17 protein-coding genes are annotated in these 20,629 nt (G+C 66.1%); 10 read left to right on the top strand and 7 right to left on the bottom strand.

The genetic code is table 11. From position 1 onward, the window contains the following. Nucleotides 1–33 precede the first annotated feature (33 nt). Nucleotides 34–834, top strand: a complete 801-nt coding sequence (locus I6F38_RS21460; RefSeq protein ID WP_057018726.1) for a DUF502 domain-containing protein — start codon at nt 34–36, stop codon at nt 832–834. A 114-nt stretch (nt 835–948) separates the two neighbouring features. On the opposite strand, the gene recG is transcribed toward I6F38_RS21460, so the two are convergent. Further along, nucleotides 949–3,057 (bottom strand): ATP-dependent DNA helicase RecG, encoded by a 2,109-nt coding sequence (gene recG, locus I6F38_RS21455; protein WP_225161709.1) that lies wholly within the window; start codon nt 3,055–3,057, stop codon nt 949–951. A gap of 247 nt (nt 3,058–3,304) precedes the next feature. Between recG and I6F38_RS21450 the strand changes: the two genes are divergently transcribed. Beyond that, nucleotides 3,305–3,595, top strand: a complete 291-nt coding sequence (locus tag I6F38_RS21450; protein ID WP_225161708.1) for a succinate dehydrogenase assembly factor 2 — start codon at nt 3,305–3,307, stop codon at nt 3,593–3,595. Beyond that, on the top strand, nt 3,592–7,110 hold the full coding sequence (mfd, locus tag I6F38_RS21445; protein ID WP_225161707.1) for a transcription-repair coupling factor: 3,519 nt from the start codon (nt 3,592–3,594) through the stop codon (nt 7,108–7,110). The genes I6F38_RS21450 and mfd overlap by 4 nt, the downstream gene beginning before the upstream one ends. Nucleotides 7,111–7,135: 25 nt before the next feature. On the opposite strand, the gene I6F38_RS21440 is transcribed toward mfd, so the two are convergent. Continuing rightward, a complete protein-coding gene (locus I6F38_RS21440) occupies nt 7,136–8,041 on the bottom strand; it encodes a LysR family transcriptional regulator (RefSeq protein WP_076828905.1) in 906 nt (301 codons plus the stop codon). A 190-nt stretch (nt 8,042–8,231) separates the two neighbouring features. On the opposite strand from I6F38_RS21440, the gene I6F38_RS21435 reads away from it, so the two are divergent. The 5 genes from I6F38_RS21435 to I6F38_RS21415 are packed head-to-tail and all read left to right on the top strand — an operon-like array spanning nt 8,232 to nt 12,679. Beyond that, nucleotides 8,232–9,008, top strand: a complete 777-nt coding sequence (locus tag I6F38_RS21435) for an amino acid ABC transporter ATP-binding protein (RefSeq protein ID WP_225161752.1) — start codon at nt 8,232–8,234, stop codon at nt 9,006–9,008. Nucleotides 9,009–9,035: 27 nt separating this feature from the next. Beyond that, nucleotides 9,036–9,830 (top strand): ABC transporter substrate-binding protein, encoded by a 795-nt coding sequence (locus I6F38_RS21430; RefSeq protein ID WP_141341311.1) that lies wholly within the window; start codon nt 9,036–9,038, stop codon nt 9,828–9,830. Nucleotides 9,831–9,838: 8 nt separating this feature from the next. After that, the gene (locus I6F38_RS21425; protein WP_225161706.1) at nt 9,839–10,504 is read left to right on the top strand and encodes an amino acid ABC transporter permease; all 666 of its coding nucleotides are present in this window, start codon (nt 9,839–9,841) and stop codon (nt 10,502–10,504) included. A 55-nt stretch (nt 10,505–10,559) separates the two neighbouring features. After that, complete coding sequence (locus tag I6F38_RS21420; RefSeq protein ID WP_225161705.1) at nt 10,560–11,747, top strand: M20/M25/M40 family metallo-hydrolase; 1,188 nt, start codon at nt 10,560–10,562, stop codon at nt 11,745–11,747. A gap of 35 nt (nt 11,748–11,782) precedes the next feature. After that, nucleotides 11,783–12,679, top strand: a complete 897-nt coding sequence (locus tag I6F38_RS21415; protein WP_172649172.1) for an arginase family protein — start codon at nt 11,783–11,785, stop codon at nt 12,677–12,679. Nucleotides 12,680–12,742: 63 nt separating this feature from the next. Here the strand turns inward: I6F38_RS21415 and I6F38_RS21410 are convergent, their stop codons facing one another. From I6F38_RS21410 to I6F38_RS21400, 3 genes are all read right to left on the bottom strand, one after another. Beyond that, the gene (locus tag I6F38_RS21410; protein ID WP_225161704.1) at nt 12,743–13,969 is read right to left on the bottom strand and encodes a GGDEF domain-containing protein; all 1,227 of its coding nucleotides are present in this window, start codon (nt 13,967–13,969) and stop codon (nt 12,743–12,745) included. A gap of 106 nt (nt 13,970–14,075) precedes the next feature. After that, a complete protein-coding gene (locus I6F38_RS21405; protein ID WP_225161703.1) occupies nt 14,076–15,629 on the bottom strand; it encodes a class I adenylate-forming enzyme family protein in 1,554 nt (517 codons plus the stop codon). A gap of 28 nt (nt 15,630–15,657) precedes the next feature. After that, nucleotides 15,658–17,391: an extracellular solute-binding protein gene (locus tag I6F38_RS21400; RefSeq protein ID WP_225161751.1), complete on the bottom strand. Its 1,734-nt coding sequence runs from the start codon at nt 17,389–17,391 to the stop codon at nt 15,658–15,660. Nucleotides 17,392–17,776: 385 nt separating this feature from the next. Between I6F38_RS21400 and I6F38_RS21395 the strand changes: the two genes are divergently transcribed. Further along, nucleotides 17,777–18,607, top strand: coding sequence for an invasion associated locus B family protein (locus tag I6F38_RS21395; protein ID WP_028340693.1), 831 nt, complete (start codon nt 17,777–17,779; stop codon nt 18,605–18,607). 17 nt (nt 18,608–18,624) lie between these two features. On the opposite strand, the gene I6F38_RS44025 is transcribed toward I6F38_RS21395, so the two are convergent. Beyond that, nucleotides 18,625–18,750 carry a hypothetical protein gene (locus I6F38_RS44025; RefSeq protein WP_276573503.1) on the bottom strand — a complete coding sequence of 42 codons (126 nt, stop codon included), beginning with the start codon at nt 18,748–18,750 and terminating at the stop codon, nt 18,625–18,627. Nucleotides 18,751–18,946: 196 nt separating this feature from the next. On the opposite strand from I6F38_RS44025, the gene I6F38_RS21390 reads away from it, so the two are divergent. After that, entirely contained in the window at nt 18,947–20,221 is a 1,275-nt protein-coding gene (locus tag I6F38_RS21390; protein ID WP_225161702.1) for an MFS transporter, read from the top strand. A gap of 47 nt (nt 20,222–20,268) precedes the next feature. Here the strand turns inward: I6F38_RS21390 and hspQ are convergent, their stop codons facing one another. After that, complete coding sequence (gene hspQ, locus I6F38_RS21385) at nt 20,269–20,601, bottom strand: heat shock protein HspQ (RefSeq protein ID WP_021081543.1); 333 nt, start codon at nt 20,599–20,601, stop codon at nt 20,269–20,271. Between the last annotated feature and the right edge of the window lie 28 nt (nt 20,602–20,629).

Below are 20,629 nucleotides of genomic sequence, written 5' to 3'. Positions count from 1 at the left end.
GACTACGGCCGCTTCGACGACCCTGGAACCGCAATGACCTCCAACCAAGTGCCTCCCGCCTCGACCGGTGAATTGCCCCCGGATGCTCCGCGCGGGCTGATGGCGCGGTTTCGCAACTATTTCCTGACCGGCCTGGTGGTGGCCGGACCGGTTGCGATCACCCTGTATCTGACCTGGTGGTTCGTGAACTGGGTCGACAATCTGGTCCGGCCGTTCGTGCCCACGGCCTACCGGCCGGAAACCTATCTGCCGTTCGGGCTGCCGGGTTCCGGCCTGATCGTCGCGGTCATCGCGCTGACGCTGCTCGGCTTCCTCACCGCCAATCTGATCGGGCGAACCCTGGTCGATCTCGGCGAACGGCTGCTTGGCCGCATCCCTGCGGTGCGTGCGATCTATCGCGGCCTGAAGCAGGTGTTCGAAACGCTGTTCTCCGGCAACGGCTCGAGCTTCCGCCGCGTCGGCCTGGTCGAGTTTCCCTCGCCCGGCATGTGGTCGATCGTGCTGATCTCGCAAGCGCCGAGCGCCGAGCTCGCCGCCAGCCTACCCGGAGCGGAAGAGCATATCTCGGTGTTCCTGCCGTGCGCGCCGAACCCGACCACCGGCTTCTTCTTCTACGTGCCGAAGAGCAAGATCATCGAGATCGAGATGAGCACCGAGGATGCCGCGACGTTGATCATGTCCGCCGGCGTGGTGCAGCCCGGCGGCACCGCCGATCAGAAGCGCGCCGCGGCGCTCGCCGGCATGGCCAATGCTGCGCGCATTGCGAGCCAGGCTTCGACCAACCAGGCCTCGCTGCAGCCGGCAACTCAGCCCGCGCCGGCCAAGGTCGAATAAGAGGCCCAACTCCATCCTCGTCATTGCGAGGAGCGAAGCGACGAAGCAATCCATGATTCCACATATGCGGACCGATGGATTGCTTCGCTATGCTCGCAATGACGGGGTTGGCCGCTACCCCGCGCCGATCAGCGGCACGGCTTCGTCGCGTTCGTAGAGGTAGAGCAGGACGCGCAGCGCTTCGCCGCGCTCGCCCTTCAGCTTCGGGTTGTCCTTCATGATCCGCAGCGCCTCGTCGCGGGCTTGGGTGATGAGCTGGCCGTGCACTTCGGAGCGCGCGATGCGGTAGCCGGGCAGGCCGCTCTGGCGGATGCCGAGCACGTCGCCTTCGCCGCGCAGCTTCAGATCCTCCTCGGCGATCCGGAATCCATCCGTCGTCTCGCGGATCACCTTCAGCCGCGCCTTCGACATCTCGCCGAGCGGCTCCTTGTAGAGCAGAAGGCAGGTCGAGGCTTCCGAGCCGCGGCCGATGCGCCCGCGCAGCTGATGCAGCTGCGCAAGTCCGAAACGTTCGGCGTTCTCGATCACCATGATGGTCGCCGCGGGCACGTCGACGCCGACCTCGACCACCGTGGTTGCGACCAAAAGGCCGATCTCGTGCGCGGCGAATTGCGCCATCACGCGATCCTTCTCGGCGCCCTTCATCTGCCCGTGCACGAGGCCGACGCGATCGCCGAACCGCTTCTGCAAGCTCTCGAAACGTTCGGTCGCGTTGGTGAGATGCTCGGTGCCCTCGGCCTCGGATTCATCGACCAGCGGGCAGATCCAGTAGACCAGCTTGCCGGCGCCGAGCGCGCGGCCGACGCCGTCCATCACGTCCTCGATCCGGCTCATCGGCACCGCGCGGGTGTCGATCGGCTGGCGGCCGGCGGGCTTTTCGCGCAGCTCCGAGACGTCCATGTCGCCGAAGTAAGTCAGCACCAGCGTGCGCGGGATCGGGGTGGCGCTCAGCACCAGCACGTCGACGGCCTCGCCTTTGGAAGTTAGCGCGAGGCGCTCGCGGACGCCGAAGCGATGCTGCTCGTCGACCACGGCGAGCGCCAGCGCCTTGTAGATCACGTCGTCCTGGATCAGCGCGTGGGTGCCGACCAGGAGATCGATCTCGCCGGCCTCGAGCTGTGCCAGCAGTTCGCGGCGTTCCTTGCCTTTCTCGCGGCCGGTGAGGATCGCAACGCGTAGGCCGGCGCTCTCGGCGAGCGGCGCGATGGTCTTGATGTGCTGGCGCGCCAGGATTTCGGTCGGCGCCATCAGCGCGGCCTGCTTGCCGGCTTCCGCAACCGCGGCGGCAGCCAGCAGCGCCACCACGGTCTTGCCGGAACCGACGTCGCCCTGCACGAGGCGCAGCATCCGCACCGGCTGCTGCAGGTCCGCGATGATCGCCGCGACCGCCTCTTGCTGCGACCTGGTCAGCGCATAGGGTAGGGCATCGATGATCTTCCGGCGCAGATGACCATCGCCGGCGTTGCGCACACCGGCGGGGCGTCGCAGCGTGGCGCGGATCAGGGCGAGCGCGAGCTGGCCGGCCAGCAGCTCGTCGAATGCGAGACGTGACCAGAACGGACCGTCGGGCAGGATATCGGTCAGCTCGACCGGAACATGCACGCGGGTCAGCGCCTCCCTGATCGGCGGGAAGTTGCAGCGGCGCAGCACCTCGGGGCTGATCCACTCCGGCAGCTCGGGCAGCCTGGTGAGCGCCTGCGCGATCGCGCGGCGGAGCGAGCCGATCGCAAGCCCCTCGGTCAGCGGATAAACCGGATCGATGCCGGACAGTTTTGCAAAGCCCGCTTCATCGACGACGCGATCGGGATGCACGATCTGCGGGATGCCGTCATACATCGCCAGCGTGCCGGAGACGTAGCGCTTCTCGCCGACCGGCAACAGCTTCTCGACATAGCCGGGCTGGGCGCGAAAGAAGGTCAGCACGACGTCGCCGGTGTCGTCGCTGGCATAGACGAGGTAGGGCGCGCGCGAATTGCGCGGCGGCGGCGGGCGATGGCGGTCGACCGTGACCTCGAGCGTCACCATGGTTCCGACCGCGGCGTCGCGGATCTTCGGCCGGGCGCGGCGGTCGATCACGCTCGCCGGCAGATGCAGCAGAAGATCGACCAGCCGCGGCGTCTCGCTGCGGTCGAGCAGATAGCGCAGCAGCTTGTCCTGCTTCGGGCCGACCCCTTGCAGGGTCGTGACCTGGGCAAACAGCGGATTGAGCAGGGCTGGGCGCATCGACGAATCCAAGACCGTTTCACACCGTCATGCCCGGCCTTGTGCCGGACATCCACGTCTTTTTTTGGAGCTGATGTCGGCCGGGTCCCGTCTACAAGGCTTCGACGGGCGCGCAAGCCCGGCAATGACGGCATGCGCCCACGGAAACCCCAAAACGCGGCGAATGAGGGCTGACATCGGCCATCGCCATGGCTATATCAAGCCGCCCGGCACGTCCGGGCTTTTGGCGTTGGATGGATTTTGGGACATGACGGGATCGACACGATCGAGCAGCGGGCTCGATGACCGCCGCAAGCGGCTTTTGTTTCGCTGCTGGCATCGCGGCACCCGGGAGATGGACCTGATCCTCGGCCGCTTCGCCGACGCGACCATTGGCGACCTGTCCGACCACGAGCTCGGCGAGCTCGAGCATCTGATCGAGGTCCCGGATCCCGACCTTTATGCGGCGCTGACCGGCGACAAGGTGCTGCCGGCCGAATATGCCACCACGCTGTTTGCCCGCATCAAGGCGTTCCGGGTCGCGGATCCCAGCGCATGAAACAGCCGATGAAATCACCGGCCGCGATGCTCGCGCCCGGCCGGGTGCTGACCATCGCCAACGTCGCCGAGGGCGCCGAGGGGCTCGTCATCTCGGATCTGGCGCGCGCGATCGCGGCGCAGCCGAAGCGTCCGGCGGTGAGCCTTGCCGTGGTGTGCCGCGACGGCGCGCGGATGCAGCAGCTCGCCCGCGCGCTGGAGTTCTTTGCGCCCGATATCGCCGTGATGCAGGTTCCGGCATGGGACTGCCAGCCCTATGACCGCGTCTCGCCGCATGCCGGCATTTTGGCGCAACGGCTCACCGCTTTGGCCAAGTTGTCGCGGCTGGTCGGCAGCGACAAGCCGCTGATCGTACTGACGACGGTGAACGCGGCCGTGCAGCGGGTCCCGGCGCGCGATCAGGTCGCAGCGCAAGCGCTGTCGGTTGCGCCCGGCAATGTGGTGCCGATGGATTCGGTCGTGGCCTGGCTCGAGCACAATGGCTACACCCGTTCGTCCACGGTGCGCGAGCCCGGCGAATATGCCGTGCGCGGCGGCATCCTCGATCTGTTTCCGGCCGGCCTCGACCAGCCGGTGCGCTTCGACTTCTTCGGCGACAGCCTGGAATCGATCCGCACTTTCGATGCCGAGACCCAGCGTACGCTGCTCGACATGCGCGGGCTCGATCTCGTGCCGGTCTCGGAATTCCAGCTCACGACCGAGACCATCCGGCGTTTCCGCATGGGCTATGTCGCCGCGTTCGGCGCGCCGGGGCGCGACGATCAGCTCTATGAAGCCGTCTCCGAGGGACGGCGTCACCCCGGCATGGAGCATTGGCTGCCGCTGTTCCAGGAGCGGATGGACACGCTGTTCGATTATCTCGACGGGGCGACGGTTACGATCGAGCCGCAGGGCGAGGACGCGGCGCGCGAACGCTTCTCGCAGATCGTTGACTACTATGACGCACGGCGCGAGGCGCTGGAGCATCCGGGCAGCGGCGCGGTCTACAAGCCGCTGCCGCCGGACCAGCTCTATCTGACCGAGGCCGAATGGACCAAGCTGCTCGGCGATGCGCCGCTGGCGCGGCTGACGCCGTTCGCGGTGCCCGAAGGCACGCCCGACGTGTTCGACGCTGGCGCGCGGCAGGGCCGCAACTTCGCCCCCGAACGCGCCGACAGCAATGTCAACGTGTTCGAGGCCGTGGTCGGCCATGTCGGCGCGCTGCAGTCACAGCGCAAGAAGGTGGTGATCGCGTTGTGGAGCGAGGGCTCGCGCGACCGCATGGGCGCGATGCTGCGCGACCACAAGCTCGTGAACACGACCAGCGTCAACACCTGGCGGATCGTGCAGGCGACGCCGCGCAACGAAACCATGCTGGCGGTGCTCGGCATGGAATCCGGCTTCGAGACCGACGAGTTCGCCGTCATCAGCGAGCAGGACATTCTCGGCGACCGCCTGGTGCGGCCGCGCAAGGCGAGCCGCAAGCTCGACAATTTCATCTCGGAGGTGACGAGCCTTGCGACCGGCGATCTCGTGGTCCATGTCGAGCACGGCATCGGCCGCTTTGTCGGGCTGCAGACGCTAGAAGTCTCCGGCGCGCCGCATGATTGTCTCGAGCTGCATTATGCCGCCGAAACAAAGCTGTTCCTGCCGGTCGAGAACATCGAGCTGTTGTCGCGCTATGGCTCCGACAGCGCCAATGTCGAGCTCGACCGTCTCGGCGGCGGCGGCTGGCAGGCACGCAAGGCCAAGCTCAAGAACCGGATCCGCGAGATCGCGGGCGAATTGATCAAGATCGCGGCCGAGCGGCAGCTGCACGAGGCGCCGAAATTCCCGCTGCAGCCGCATGTCTATGACGAGTTCTGTGCGCGCTTCCCCTATGAGGAGACCGAGGATCAGCTCGGGGCCATCACCTCGACCTTGAAGGACCTCGAGATCGGCCGCCCGATGGACCGGCTGATCTGCGGCGATGTCGGCTTCGGCAAGACCGAGGTGGCGCTGCGCGCGGCGTTCGCCGTGGCGCTGGAGGGCAGGCAGGTCGCCGTCGTGGTGCCGACCACGCTGCTGGCGCGTCAGCACTCGCGGACTTTCACCGAGCGCTTCCGCGGCTTCCCGGTCAATGTCGCGCAGGCGTCGCGGTTGGTGTCGACCAAGGAGCTCAACCAGGTCAAGAAGGGGCTCACCGACGGCAACGTCGACATCGTCGTCGGCACCCACGCGCTGCTCGGCAAGGCGATCAAGTTCAAGGATCTGGGCCTCCTGATCGTCGACGAGGAGCAGCACTTCGGCGTCAGCCACAAGGAGCGGCTGAAGCAGCTGCGCGCCCAGGTCCATGTGCTGACGCTGTCGGCAACCCCGATTCCGCGCACCCTTCAGCTTGCATTGACGGGCGTCCGCGAGCTCTCGATCATCGCCTCGCCGCCGGTCGATCGCCTTGCGGTGCGCACCTTCGTCGCGCCGCATGATCCCCTGATGATCCGCGAGGCGCTGCTGCGCGAGCGCTACCGTGGCGGTCAGGCGTTCTATGTCGTGCCGCGGATCGAGGACCTCGCCGGCGTCAAGGATTTCCTCGACAAGAACGTGCCGGAGATGAAGGTCGCGGTCGCCCACGGCCAGATGCCGCCGACCGTGATCGAGGACATCATGTCCGCGTTCTACGACGGCAAGTACGACATCCTGCTCTCGACCACGATCGTCGAGTCCGGTCTCGACATCCCGAACGCCAACACGCTGATCGTGCACCGCGCCGACATGTTCGGCCTAGCCCAGCTCTACCAGCTGCGAGGCCGCGTCGGCCGCTCCAAGCTGCGCGCCTATGCGCTGTTCACGCTGCCGGCACAGCAGAAGATCACGGCGCAGGCGGAGCGGCGGCTCAAGGTGCTGCAATCGCTGGAGACGCTGGGGGCCGGCTTCCAGCTCGCCTCGCATGACCTCGACATCCGCGGTGCCGGCAATCTGCTCGGCGAAGAGCAATCCGGCCACATCAAGGAAGTCGGCTTCGAGCTGTACCAGTCGATGCTGGAGGAGGCGATCGTCAACCTCAAGGCCGGCGTCGCCGAGCCGGCCGCCGACCGCTGGTCGCCGCAGATCACGATCGGCATGCCGGTCCTGATCCCCGAGGACTATGTCAACGACCTTAGCGTGCGGCTGTCGCTGTATCGCCGGCTCGCCGATCTCGAGACCGACGAGGACATCGACGCCTTCGCCGCCGAGATGCGCGACCGCTTCGGCGTGCTGCCGGACGAGGTGCGCTATCTGTTCAAGGTCGCGGCGATCAAGGCCTATTGCCGAAGGGCCAACGTCGGCAAGGTCGACGCCGGCCCGAAGGGCGCCGTGATCGCATTCCGCGACAACAGTTTTGCCCATCCGGAGCGGCTGGTGAGCTTCATCCGCCAGCATGGCCAGGCCGCCAAGGTGCGCCCCGACATGAAGGTGGTGTTCTTCCAGGAGTGGGATACGCCGGAAGAGCGGCTCGCCGGCACCACCGAGATCCTGCGCCAGCTCGCCAATCTCGCGGAGAGCAAGAAGGCGGCTTAACACGCGATGCGACGCAAGCCCCCGCTCAGGATCGGATCAAATATGGCGCAACGTGGTCGTCGAGCAGTTTCAGGAACTGCTCGGCGAGAACGCTGAGTTCGCCGATCGTCGGCTTCAGGACTCCGACCTCGTAGTGGATCGCCGGCGCGAAGGGGCGGACGACGAGCTTGCTCGCTCCGCTGGTTCGCCTGAGCGTTTCGGACGCGCTGAGCGCGTCGACGAGGCAGACACCCGCGCCATCGATGACGAGGTTGAGCGCGACGGCAAAGAATTCACACTCGATCGCCGGATGAAACGGCGTACCGCTGGCTTCGAAGGCGCGCGATACCGCGGCATAGGTCGATCGGCTCTGCGAGGTGATGATCAGATCATGTCGCTCGAGAAGATCGGGAGTGACGACTTTCCGGTCAGCCAGTGCATGCGTTGCAGGCATCACGCAGTCCAGGGACATTCGGTAGCGCCGCAATACGACATTGGTGCGGTCGAACGGCGGCTCGGCGACTCCGAAGTCGAATGCACGTGCCGAGACCAGGCTCCGGACATTCTCGGAGCTTCGGGTCAGGAGCCTGATCGTTGTTGACGGGCGCTCGCGCTGGAATCGGCTGACGACGCCCGGAAGCCAGACTATCCCAGGTCCCGGACTCGCGATCGTCAGAACGCCGCGCTTGCCTGCGGAGATTCCGGCAGCGGCGTCCTCCAGTTCGGCAAACCCGGCGAGCGCCCGGATCGCTTCATTGTGCAGCAGATGCGCCTCCGGCGTAGGCACGATATGGCGGCTCTCCCGGCGAAACAGCGCAAAGCCGACATCCGCCTCCAGCCGTTTCAAGGCCGCACTCACAGCCGGCTGCGATACGCCGAGTGCACGCGCGGCCTCGGTTGCCGAGCGATGCTGCATCACAGCATGGAAAATTTCAACAAGCCGTCGATCCATAACCAATATCTATATATCGCTACGATGTCGCTCGTGGTATGAACATGAAGGGAAACGCCAATAATACAAGGAATTTTCGCACATCACGCCGGCGAAATTCCAGATAATGTTACCGCAATCTGAGCGTGACGAGCATTGGCATTATATTTGCTTATGTTTCGAGATGAAGTCGTCTGGAGGGTCTGCGGGGATGAACACAAGCCACGCATCGTGCGCCGCGTCGGTCCTAGCCGCCGAAGCGGTGGTCAAACGCTTCGGCGCCCACACCGTTCTGAACGGCGTGGATCTTGCGCTGGGCACCGGGCAGTCGACCTGCATCATCGGTCCAAGCGGCTCAGGCAAGACGACCCTTCTGCGATGCATGGCGCTGCTGGAGGCTCCTTCCGACGGGCGCGTCGTGATGGAGGGGGCGACGGTCTCGCAGGCCCGGCCATCGTCCGATGTGCGGCTCGCTGCCCGCAAGGTGCGGCCGGAAATCGGAATGGTGTTCCAGCAGTTCAATCTGTGGCCGCACATGACGGTGCTGGGAAACATCATCGAGGCCCCGATGCGGGTGCGCGGGGTCAGCCGGGATGAGGCGGTCGTCACGGCCGAACGGCTGCTTCAGAAGGTCGGCATGGAGGCGAAGCGCGATGCCTATCCGGCCAGGCTGTCCGGAGGCCAGCAACAACGCGTCGCGATCGCCCGGGCGCTTGCCATGCAGCCGAAGATACTCCTGTTCGACGAACCGACGTCGGCTCTCGACCCCGAACTTCGCCGCGAGGTGCTGCAGGTCATGCGCACGCTCGCGCTCGAAGGCATGACGATGCTCGTGGTGACGCACGAGATGGGCTTCGCCCGCCGCGTGGCGAGCCATGTCGTGTTCATGGACGAGGGGATGATCGTTGAGCACGGCACGCCGGCCGCCTTTTTCGAACGGCCGACGACCGAGCGCGCCAGGCGCTTTCTCAATCAGTTTGACGAGTGATCACTGCACGACAGGAGATTGAAGCTCATGCCAAATCTGCGCCGACTTGCCTTCGTTTGCGCGCTCTTTCTCTCGATGACGCCGGCGGCTGCCCAGCAGACGCAGTCGCGCCTCTACGAGATCACCAAGAGCGGGGTACTCAGGGTCTGCATCTGGCCGATGTACTATTCAATTTCGTTCCGCAATCCAGATAGCGGGCAGCTCGAGGGGATCGACATCGATCTCTCCAAGGAGCTCGCCAAGGACATGGGTGTGAAGCTGGACTATGTGGAAACCAGCTTTGGCAGTTTCATCGCCGACCTGCAGGCCAACAAATGCGATCTCGGCATGTTCGGCGTCGGGGCGACGATGAAGCGTGCGCAGGCCGTCGCGTTCTCGGACCCGTATCTGACGAGCGGCGTCTATGCCGTCGTGCGCAAGGGCGGCCCGATCACATCCTGGGCGGATATCGACAAGCCGGGCGTCAACGCCGGCGTCTCGCTCGGCAGCTATGTCGAGAACTTCATGAGGTCCTACTTCAAGAACGCCAAGACCGTCGCGGTCGCACCTCCGGCCACGACCCAGGCTGAGCTGATGGCGCAACGCGTCGACGTCGTCATGACCGATTATCCGGCCTCGATCAAAATGAATGCCCAGTTCGACTGGACCACGACGGTGGCGCCGCCGGAAAACCTGTCCGTGACGCCTTACGCGTACGTCATGAACCAGGGTGACCAGATCTGGCTGAACTACGTGAACCTGTTCGTACGCACCATCAAGCTCGACGGCCGGCTCAAGGCCGCCGCCGAGAAGAACAAGCTCGGACCGATCGTCGCGCCCTGAGACATCAGATGCAAAGCTACAGCTTTCGCTGGGACGTCATCCCGAACAATCTGGGCTTTCTTGCCTCCGGCATGGAAATGACCCTTTTCATTTCAATTGTCACGCTCGTGGTGGCGACCCTGTTGGGGCTCGTCATCGCGATCATGCAGATGTCCCGCTTCCGCATCGCGCGCATCATCGCGCTTTCGGTCGGCGAAATCGTCCGCAATACGCCGATCCTCGTGCAGCTGCTATGGGTCTATTACGTGCTGCCGATCGTCTTCAATGTGAGGATCGATGCGCTGGCCGCATCGATCCTCGGTCTCTCGCTCTATTCGGCGGTGTTCATCTCCGAGGTCTTCAGGGCGGGCATCCAGACCGTTCCGGTCGGGCACCGCGAGGCGGCACAGGTGCTCGGCCTGACGCCCGCGCAGAGCTTTGTGCGGATCGTTGGCCCGCAGGCGATTCGCAGCGTGCTGCCGCCGCTGGCCGCCAATTTCGTCCAGCTCATCAAATATTCCTCGCTTGCGTCCGTGGTGTCGGTCGGCGAGGTCACGCGGCGCGGCATGGAGTTGCCGTCGTCAACGTTCAGGCCGCTGGAAATATTCACCTTCATCGCGGTGGTGTATTTCGCGATCTGCTGGCCGCTCACCCACTCGATCCGCATATGGGAAGCGCGCCTTGCACGACGTTGATCAAGTTCGCCGCGCGGTTTCGAGCGATCGGACCAGCCAGGTCGTGGAGCTGGCGATGCGGCTGATCGGAGTGCCGTCGCCAAATCCGGACGGCGACACGCGCGCCGTGGCGGCGCTGGCGGCCGATCTTCTCAGGGCGCATGTGCCGGGCGTTGCGGTTGAGCTGCATCCGGGGACAGCCGAGATCGTCAACGTCGTCGCGCGGATCAAGGGCCATGCCCCCGGCCGCCGTATCGTGTTCAACGGCCATCTCGACACTTATCCGTTGGGCGAGCGGATGAGCTGGTCGGTCAATCCCGACGGAGAGGTCGTGGGCGGCCGCCTTTACGGCCGCGGTGCGGCCGACATGAAGGGCGGCATTGCGGCATCGATGGCCGCGATGGCCGCACTGGCCGAGCAGCGCGAGGCATGGGCGGGAGAGGTGGTGCTGACGCTCGCCGGCGACGAGGAAAGCATGGGTCCGTACGGCACCAAATACCTGCTCGACCAGGTCTCCCATGCCAGCGGCGACGCCGTGATCATTGGCGACGCCGGTTCGCCGATGGTGCTGCGCTTCGGCGAGAAGGGATTCCTCTGGATCGAGATCGAGGCGGAGGGCAACGCGGCGCACGGCGCGCATGTCCATCTCGGCATCAATGCGATCGATCGCTTGCGCGAAGCGCTGGACAGAGTGAGTAAGCTGCGCAGCCTGGCGGTTGTGATGCCGGTCAATGTCGCGGATGCCATCCGCCGCGCAAGGCCTGTCTCCGAACCGTTGTGCGGCGCCGGCGAAGCCGACGTCCTGTCGAGCGTCACGGTCAACATCGGAACGGTGAGTGGCGGTTCGTCACCGAACCTGGTGCCGAGCCAGGCTCGGGCCGCTATCGACCTGCGTCTGCCGGTCGGCGTCACGTCGGAAGCTGTTTTGGCGCTGTTGCGAGAGGTGCTCGATCTGCCCGGGATCACATGGCGCGTGTTGCGCTGTTTCGAACCCAATCACACCGGCCCCGGTGACGAGATCGTCACGCGCTGCGCAACTGCGGCGACGGACATCATCGGCAGGGCGCCGGCGATCAACATGCGCGTCGGCGGCTCCGATGCGCGCTGGTTTCGCATGGCCGGAATCCCGACGGTCGTCTATGGACCGACACCTCACAACATGGGCGCGCCGGACGAGTACGCTGACATCGCCGAACTGGCGACGGTGTCGCGCGTGCACGCGCTGACCGCCTTCGACATGCTGACAAGAGAGAACAGAAAATGAGCGATGTGGCGGGTTTTGTGGGTCCGGAAACATTCATGGGATTGCCGGCGGGATTACCGCGGCCGGGCAGCCGCGCTGCCGTGCTCGGCGTGCCGTTCGACTGCGGCACGCATCCGTTCCGCGTCGGCGCCCGGCAAGGTCCGCTGGAGGTCCGGCGGGAGTCGCGGCTCATTCGCCGCTATCATCCGTCGCTCGCCGACGTCGACGTGCTGTCATTGCTGGGGGCGGTCGATGCCGGCGATGTTGCCTTGGTGCCGGGACGCATCGAAGACGCCTTTGTCAAGATCGAGGCTGCCGCTGGCCAGATTCTCGAGCTTGGCGCGGTGCCGGTCGGGATCGGCGGCGACGGTTCGGTCTCGCTTCCGCTGATGCGGGCCGCCGCCCGGTATCACAAGGATCTCGTCGCACTGCATATCGACAGCCATACCGATGCATATCCGTATACGCCGGACGATCGGTACAATGCGGCCACGCAGTTCACCAACGCGGCGCAGGAAGGCGTGGTGAACGCCGGCCGATCCTGGCACATCGGCGTGCGCGGCTTCACCTATTGCCCGGGTGTGCTCGAACATACGCGGTCGCTCGGATTTCGCGTCGTCACGATCGAGGAGCTGATGCGGCGTGGTTTCGCGCAGACCGTCGCGGAATTCAGCCAAGTCGTCGGCGCGCGGCCGGTCTATCTGTGCTGGGACATGGATGTGTTCGATCCATCGGTTGCTCCCGGCGTCTGCACGCCCGCCTGGGGAGGCCTGTCGGCCCGTGAGGGGATCGAATTGCTGCGCAGCCTTTCAGGCTTGAATATCGTCGCGATGGATTTCAACACGGTCAGCCCGCCACAAGACGTTCAGGGGATGGCCGCCCAGCTCTGCGCCCATATGATCATGGAGGCTCTCGTGCTGCTTGCCGCGGGCATGGGGCTGTTGCCGGACTGAAATCGCGGCGGCTTGAAGGGTCATGCTGCGCCGGCGATGACCGTGCCCTAAAATCCGCGGGCCTTACGACGCTGCGCGCTCCGACGTCCCGAACAGCCGCCCCAGCAGCGATAGCGCGGAATCGCCCGGCATCAGCGTTGCGACGCTGACGGCGGGCTCGGAGCGGGCATCGCGGCGGCCGTTCTGGGTGTGCCGCATCACGCTCGCCAGACGCCGCGTGATCGCCTGCGCGTTGCGCAGGTCGGTGCCGGCGAATGCCACGACCAGCGAGCGGTCGTCATGCACCGCGCCGAAATCGGCCCGGCGCATCAGCCGGCTGATGATCCGTGCGCCGTCGAACTGCGCGCGCGGCTGCGTATTGTCGAAGGTGAAGCGTGCCACCGAGAGCGCGCCGCCGCGCTCGGCGGTCTGGTAGACGGCGGTCGCGAAGTCGCGCTCGAACGCGGCCTTGGTGAGCAGGCCGGTGCGGGCATCGATCAGGCCCTTGGCGTCGATCGCCTTCAGCATGCGGCCGAGCCGCGCCTCGAAGGCGTGCTGGCGGATCATCGGCAGCGCCATGTCGGCGATGCGGGTCGGCCCGGCCGTGACGATCTCGAGATTGGGCAGCTCGTATCGCGGCGTCAACTCGCCCGAAGCGACGATCACGGGCAACGGGCGGAAGCGGACGTCCTCGGTCAGCACGGTCAGGAATGCATCCATCACCCGCGGCGTGAAGCCTTCCGCCAGCACGATGCCGTCGATGTCGCGGCTACTGAGATGCTTGGCGGCGGCCTCGATGCTGAGCGCGCCGACCACGCCGGCGCGTTCGCCGAGCGCGACCGACAGCGTCGGGTAGGCGCCGCCGCGGCCGATCAACAGCGCGGTGGCCTCTCCGATCGGATCGATGTCAGACAGGGCGATCGGTGCCGGCGGCACCAGGCGGCGCATCACGGTGGCATGCAGCGCGCGAACGCGTAACGACGCGTTGAGCCGGGCGACCAGCCGATCCGGCAGACCCTTGCTCTGGAAGAATGCGATCACGGTGTCGGGCAGGGTGGTCGCGGGATCGACCGCGATCAGCGGCAGATACGGCGCGCGGGCGGCGGCGCGCTTGGCGAGACCCGACAGGGTGACGAAGTCGACGCCCTCGGCGGCCGCGATGATCGCGGCCGGCTTGACCTGCTCGATGGCCCGTCCGACCTCGTTCCAGTCGGTGACCACGACCGGGAACAGTTTCGTCTCATCGAGGGCTGCGGCAAACGACGGCTTTGTCGACGCCGATACGATGAGGACCGGACCTTGTTGGGACATTCGAACGCTCGAAACCAATGCTTAAGATCAGCAACGGCTGCGATGCTAGTTCGCATGGCTTAATGCGGCGTCAACACAATGATAAGACTAACACAATGATAAGATTTTAACTCAACCCGGCGCCGCCACGGTCACGAAATGCCTCGACCATCAAGGGGTTAAGCCCAAGTTCTGTGAGGGCGTCGCGGGCGCGCGCATTGTCCTGTGCCCGTCCGGCCAGCCGGTGGCCGCTGAGACGGTCCGGCAATGCGGTGAGCAGCGCCCCCTGGCCGAGGCGGCGCGACCACTCCTGCAGCTCCTGGGCGAGGAAGCGGTAGCCGCCGACCGTCATCACCCCCGACGGCGGCGCGGTGATGTTGATGGCCCCGGTCGCGCGATCGACCCGCGCGGCATATTCGGTGTCGACGAAATCGCGCGGCGGCGGCGCAATCAGGCTGTCGCCGGGCGGAGGCGGCGGCGCATAGGCGGCGACCGGCACCATCGGGCCGCGCAGGCCGAGCGTGCCCTTCGGCGTCAGCAGGATCTCGCCGGCGACCGATGCGCCGGGCGCTTCGCGCGGCGCACTGTGCGGCCCCGGCTTGATCACGGCCGGCGATCCGTCCTCGGCGGTGCGGCGGGCGCCGAACAGCCCGGCCTCGCCGAACAGATAGACGTCGGTCATGGTCACCCGCCGCGAGCTCCAGTGCGCGCTGGAGGCAACCTGCTCGGGCGTACGCCAGAGGCCAATCACCGTGCGCAGGCTGGGCAGGCGCTCCGACAGGCCGCGCTCGTCGAGCCGCAGCGCGAGCTGCGCCGGCGCGATCAGCGTGTTGCAGGTGTGATCGTTGAACTGGGTCTCGAACGCGTCCTCGTCGAACGGGTGGTGCAGCACCAGCGTTCCGCCCGACAGCAGCCAGGTCACCAGCGACGCGCAGATGCCGGCGAACGACATCGGCGCGAACGCCGACATGATGGTGGCGCCCTGCGGCAGATCGCTCTCCAGCGACATCGCGAGCCCGCCGGCGATCAGGCCGAAATGCGCCCGCGGCACCGGACGAAGACCCTCGCTGGTGACGTCGAAGGAGATCAGCGCCGGCTTGCGCCCGTCCTGTATCATAGGGCGCGAGGCCCGGGAGTCCTCCAGGATCGCCTGGTCGAGCGAGGCCATGCCTTCGGGCAGATCGCTCCCGAAGCCGCAGACATGGCGGATCGAGAACGCTTCCGCCGCGGCGTTCATGGCGATGTCGGCATAGGAGACGCCGTCGATCCGGCCGCAGCTGACGATCGCCCGCGCCGCGGTGCGGTTGAGCACGGACGTCAGCTCGGCCTGCCGCCACAGCAGCGGTAGCGGCACCACCACGAGGCCGACCCGATGCGCGGCAAGGACGGTCAGAGCGAATTCAACCGTGCCGGGCAGCTGTACGGCGATCACCGTGTTGGCCGGCAATCCGCTCTGGACGAAGTGGGCGGCGATCGCCGAGATCGCGCGGTCGGCCTGGGCATAGGTCAGGCGCTTGCGGGTCTGTCCGGTGATGCGCAGCTTGTTGAGCGGGTCGACCAGCGCCAGCGCCTCGGGCTGCCGCGCCAAAGTGCGCTTGAACAGGGTATCGAGCGTTGGCGAGGTGATCGACTGGTTCACGGGTTCAACGTCGGTTGCATCGCTTCGCTCGGACCAGGTCATGCCGCGTCGGGTCGTATCACTCGGCAAATCATCTGGATTGCGTGCCGGGCTTCTGCCACCAGGTCTCCGGCAGGTAGCCCGTCAACGCCGTGGTCGAAGGCCGTTCTATCCGATTCCAGCGCGCGATCCATTGCTCTCCCAAGTTAAATAGGGGGATAGCGTAGAAGCCCGACATCAGGGCCCGGTCCAGCGCCCGCACCGCCGAGACGAAGGCCGGCCGCTCGCGCGCCGCGAGCAGCGCCGCGATCATGGCGTCGATGGCGGGATCCTTGGCGCCCATGTAATTCCTTGTGCCCGGCACATCGGCGGCCTGGCTGCTCCAGTAGAACCACTGCTCGTTGCCCGGCGACAGCGACTGGTCCCAGCGGATGGGGATCATGTCGAAGTCATAGCCGACCCGGCGCTGCTCGAACTGCACCGCGTCGACCACCCGCACCGCGGCTTCGATGCCGGCCCGCTTCAGGTCGTGCTGATAGGCGAGGGCGATCCGCTCATGCTCGCGCGTCGTCACCAGGATCTCGATGCGCAGCGGCGTCCCTGTCGAGCGCTGCTTCAAGACCGTGCCGTCGAGCGCGTAGCCCGCCTCGGCGAGCAGCGCGAGCGCACTGCGCAGGAGGCCGCGGTCGCGCCCCGACCCGTCGGTGACCGGCAGACGATAGCGGCCGTCGAGGATATCGGGCTGGATGTGCGACAGATATGGCTTGAGCAGCTCGCGCTCGCGATCGTCGGCGGGGCGGCCATAGGCGGACAGATCCGATCCGGCGAAGAAACCGCCGGCGCGCGAAAACAGTCCGAAATAATAGTTGCGGTTGACCCATTCGAAATCGAACAGCATCGCCAGTGCCTGACGCACCCGCAGGTCGGCGAATTTCGGCCGACGGCTGTTGAACACCAGGAATTCGGAAGGCCGCGGCGTGCCGATCTTGATGGTGTCGCGGATCACCTCTCCATTGCGCGCCGCCGGGAAGTCATAGCCGTCGTGCCAACGCAACGGCTCGGTCTCGGTCCGGAAATCATACAGGCCGCGCTTGAAGGCCTCGAACATGCCGTTGGCCTCGCGGTAGTAATCGAGCCTGATCTCGTCGAAGTTCCAGAGGCCTTGGTTGACGGGCAGGTCGCGGCCCCAATAATTGGGATCGCGCGTGAAGGTGACGCTGGCGCCGGGCTTGACCGCCGTCACGCGGTAGGGGCCGGACCCGATCGGCGGGGCCAAGGTGGTTTCCTCGAATTTTTCGGGGTCGATGACGTGCCGCGGCAGGATCGGCATCAGGCCGAGGATCAGCGGCAATTCGCGATCCGCCACACCGCCGAAATCGAACCGGACCGTGAGCGGGTCGAGCGCCTCGGCCTTTGCGACTTTCGAATAATACTGACGGTGCATCGGACGGCCGTGGTCGCGCAGCAGCGCCAGCGAGAACAGCACGTCGTCGGCCAGCACCGGCCGGCCGTCCGAGAAGCGGGCGCGGGGGTCGATGTGGAATGTCACATAGCTTCTGGCGTCGTCGGTCTCGACGCTGCGCGCGAGCAGGCCGTACAGCGTGAACGGCTCGTTATTGCCCCGCGCCATCAGGCTTTCGTAGACATAACCGCGCTCGTAGCCGTAGCCCCTGACCTGCTGCACGGGGACGCCCCTGATGATCAGGGGATTGAGGCTGTCGAAGGTGCCAATCACACCCTGGACTAGGCGGCCGCCCTTGGGAGCGTCGGGATTGGCATAGGGCAGGTGGGTAAAGTCGGGTGGCAGCGCGGGGGCGCCATGCATCGCGATCGCGTGGCTCTCGGCGGCGGCCGCAGGGACCAGCCCGCTCGTCAGGAATGCCAAGCCCAGGAATCCCAACACCAGCCAGATGGCGGCCCATGCGGCGCGCCAGGTGTGCCCGGGAACACGTGCGTGAGGCGCCGGATTTGATTCGCGAAACGTCACGTCCGGAGGTTTATCACAGGCCGCTGAAACTCGCCGCGAGATGGGCGCAAATCCGCTTGTCGGCATTGATCTTTCCGCGCGCCGCTGTATTGAAGGCGTGCAATTCGAAGGCGGGAACGCCTGTCACGTATCCGCCTCAATTGACTAGGAGACAGCCGCCCAAACGGCTATGTGTCGGCGCCTGCAGCGGTTTCGGGCTTCCGTTCAGAAAGGGTTTTCCGCAATGAATTTCCGTATCTTGGCCGCCCCGGTCCGGCCGCATGGGCGAATTGTTGCCCTGATGGCGGCGACGGCATTCTCTGCAGCGCTCCTGGTTCCTGCCGCTCGGGCCCAGCAGCCGGCAGCGCCGGCGCCTGCGGCACCGAAGGCTGCGCCCAAGGCGGCACCCAAGGCAGCTCCGAAGGCTCCGGCGGCCCAAGCGCCCGCCCAAGCACCGGCCGCCGGCCAGCCGCCCGCTGCGGCCGCCCAGCCGCCGGCGCAGGATCAGCAGATCCAGCTGATCTACGCCCCCTGGACCAAGTTCTGCCTGAAGGGCCAGGAAGCCAACGCCAAGCAGGTCTGCTTCACCGGCAAGGACGGCCGCATCGAGTCCGGCCAGCCGGTGATCGCCGCCGTGATCATCGAGCCGGAAGGCGAGCCGAAGAAGATCCTGCGCGTCACGCTGCCGCTCGGCATGCAGCTCGTGCACGGCACCCGCATCATCGTCGACGGCAACCCGCCGCAGCAGGCGCCCTATGTGATCTGCTTCCAGAACGGCTGCATGTCCGACTATGAAGCAACGCCCGAGCTGATCGCCAACATGAAGAAGGGCCAGAACCTCGTGGTCCAGGCGATCAATTCGAACGGCGCGCCGCTGACGCTGCCGCTGCCGCTCAACACCGAATTCGCCAAGGCCTATGACGGGCCGCCGACCGATCCGAAGGTGTTCGAGGAAAACTCGAAGAAGCTGCAGGAAGAGTTGCAGAAGCGCGCCGAAGAGCAGCGCAAGAAGCTGGAAGGCGCGGGCGGTGGCTCTGCGCAGGCTCCGGCGCCGGCCAACCCGGCGGCCAAGTAAACACTTCAATCACGCGTTCAAGAAAACGCGAGATCATCGCGATCAAAAGGCGCTCGCAAGGGCGCCTTTTTTGTCATGCGAAACAGACTGGCTGCTGGCAGCCTGTTGCGCTGGTGATCGCGCAGATCGTGTGCGATGGTCATCGAAGGGTGCTTCGATTGCGTCGCGCTATGAGCGCGCATCGTCGGTGCCTGGTCCGGACAAGTCCGGCGTCGAAGTACAATCATAAATCCGATACGGGAGGCCAGACGAAAGTGCGGACAGCGCCTTCGATGCGCAAATGCGCGCGTGGTTCTTCCGCGAATCCTGGCCGCCGCTCGCAGTCATGGAAGTCGCGCAATGTCCCAGCAAGTCAGCACGCAGCGGCGGGAACTGCGCTCCCGGCCTCGGGAGCAGCCGACCGGCGGTGCTTCGGTCGATGCTGGCGTTCGCGTCAGCCAGGACAACATCCCCGGAACGTTTCATCCCGGCATCGTCCATCTCGCGCTGGCGATGGGCGGCTTCGCAATCGGCATCGCCGAATTCGCGACCATGAGCTTGTTGCCGTTCTTCGCCCACGACATGCACATCAGCGAGCCCCAGGCCGGCCACGCGATCAGCGCCTACGCGCTCGGCGTCGTCGTCGGTGCGCCGGTGATCGCGGTGCTGTCGGCGCGCATGATGCGGCGGACGCTGCTGATCGCGCTGATGGGCTTCTTCGCGCTGATGAACGGCCTTTCGGGGCTCGCGCCCGATTATCACACCATGCTGGTGCTGCGCTTCCTGGCGGGGCTGCCGCACGGCGCCTATTTCGGCATCGCCATGCTGGTCGCGGCCTCGCTGGTCCCGACGGACAGGCGCACGGCGGCTGTCGGCCGCGTGCTGCTGGGGCTCACCATCGCGACCACGATCGGCGTTCCGCTCGCCAACGGGGTCGGGCAGGCGATCGGCTGGCGCTGGGCCTTCGCGATCGTCGCCGGCCTCGCGCTCTTGACCGCGATCCTGGTCCTGATCTTTGCCCCGCGTGATGCCGCCAACAGCAAGGCGAGCCCGCTGCGCGAACTGTCGGCGCTCGGACGCAAGCATGTCTGGCTAACGCTGGCGATCGGCGCCATCGGTTTCGGCGGGCTGTTCTCGGTCTACACCTATCTGGCGTCGACCATGCTGGCGGTGACCCACACCTCGCCCGCGCTGGTGCCGGTTACGCTGTGCGTGTTCGGCGCCGGCCTCACTGCCGGCAACATCATCGTGCCGCGCTTCGCCGACCGCGCGCTGATGGCAACCGCAGGCGGGCTCCTGCTGTGGTCGGCGGCGACGCTCGCGCTCTATCCGCTGGCGGCAGGAAATTTCTGGACGCTGACCGCCGACGTGTTCCTGATCGGGCTGGGGGGGGCGCTCGCCACCGTGCTGCAGACCCGCCTGATGGACGTCGCGGGCGAGGCACAGAGCCTCGCCGCGGCGCTCAACCACTCCGCCTTCAACGTCGCCAATGCGCTGGGACCGTGGCTCGGCGGAATGGCGGTTGCCGCGGGTTATGGCTGGACGTCGACCGGCCTCGTCGGCGCGGGGCTGGCGCTGGCGGGATTTGCCGTCTGGGCGATCGCGGTTGTCTTGGCCAGGCGCGAGGGGGTGTGAGCGTGGCAGCGCAAACGCCGTGGCATTCGCCGGAGCGCCGCCGGACCTCAGTTCAGCGACGGATTGCGCGGACGGTAGCCGCCCGATTTGTCCTTGATGAAGATCTCCGCCACCTGCGAATGCCGGATCGGCTCGCCGGACTCGTCGGGCAAGAGGTTCTGCTCCGAGACATAGGCGACGTACTCGGTCTCCGAGTTTTCCGCGAGCAGATGGTAGAACGGCTGGTCCTTGTGGGGCCGCATGTCCTCGGGGATCGACAGCCACCATTCCTCGGTGTTGTTGAACTCCGGGTCGATATCAAAAATCACGCCCCGGAAGGAGAACACCCGGTGACGGACGATCTGCCCGATCTGAAACTTGGCGGTGCGCGCTTTGATCATGGTTCGTCGATAGACCAACATTGTGGCC

The sequence above is a fragment of the Bradyrhizobium sp. BRP56 genome (assembly GCF_020194035.1).
GTDB lineage: Bacteria > Pseudomonadota > Alphaproteobacteria > Rhizobiales > Xanthobacteraceae > Bradyrhizobium > Bradyrhizobium australafricanum.
Note: the sequence above shows the minus strand (reverse complement) of the source record. Positions and strands in the feature narration are given on the sequence as shown.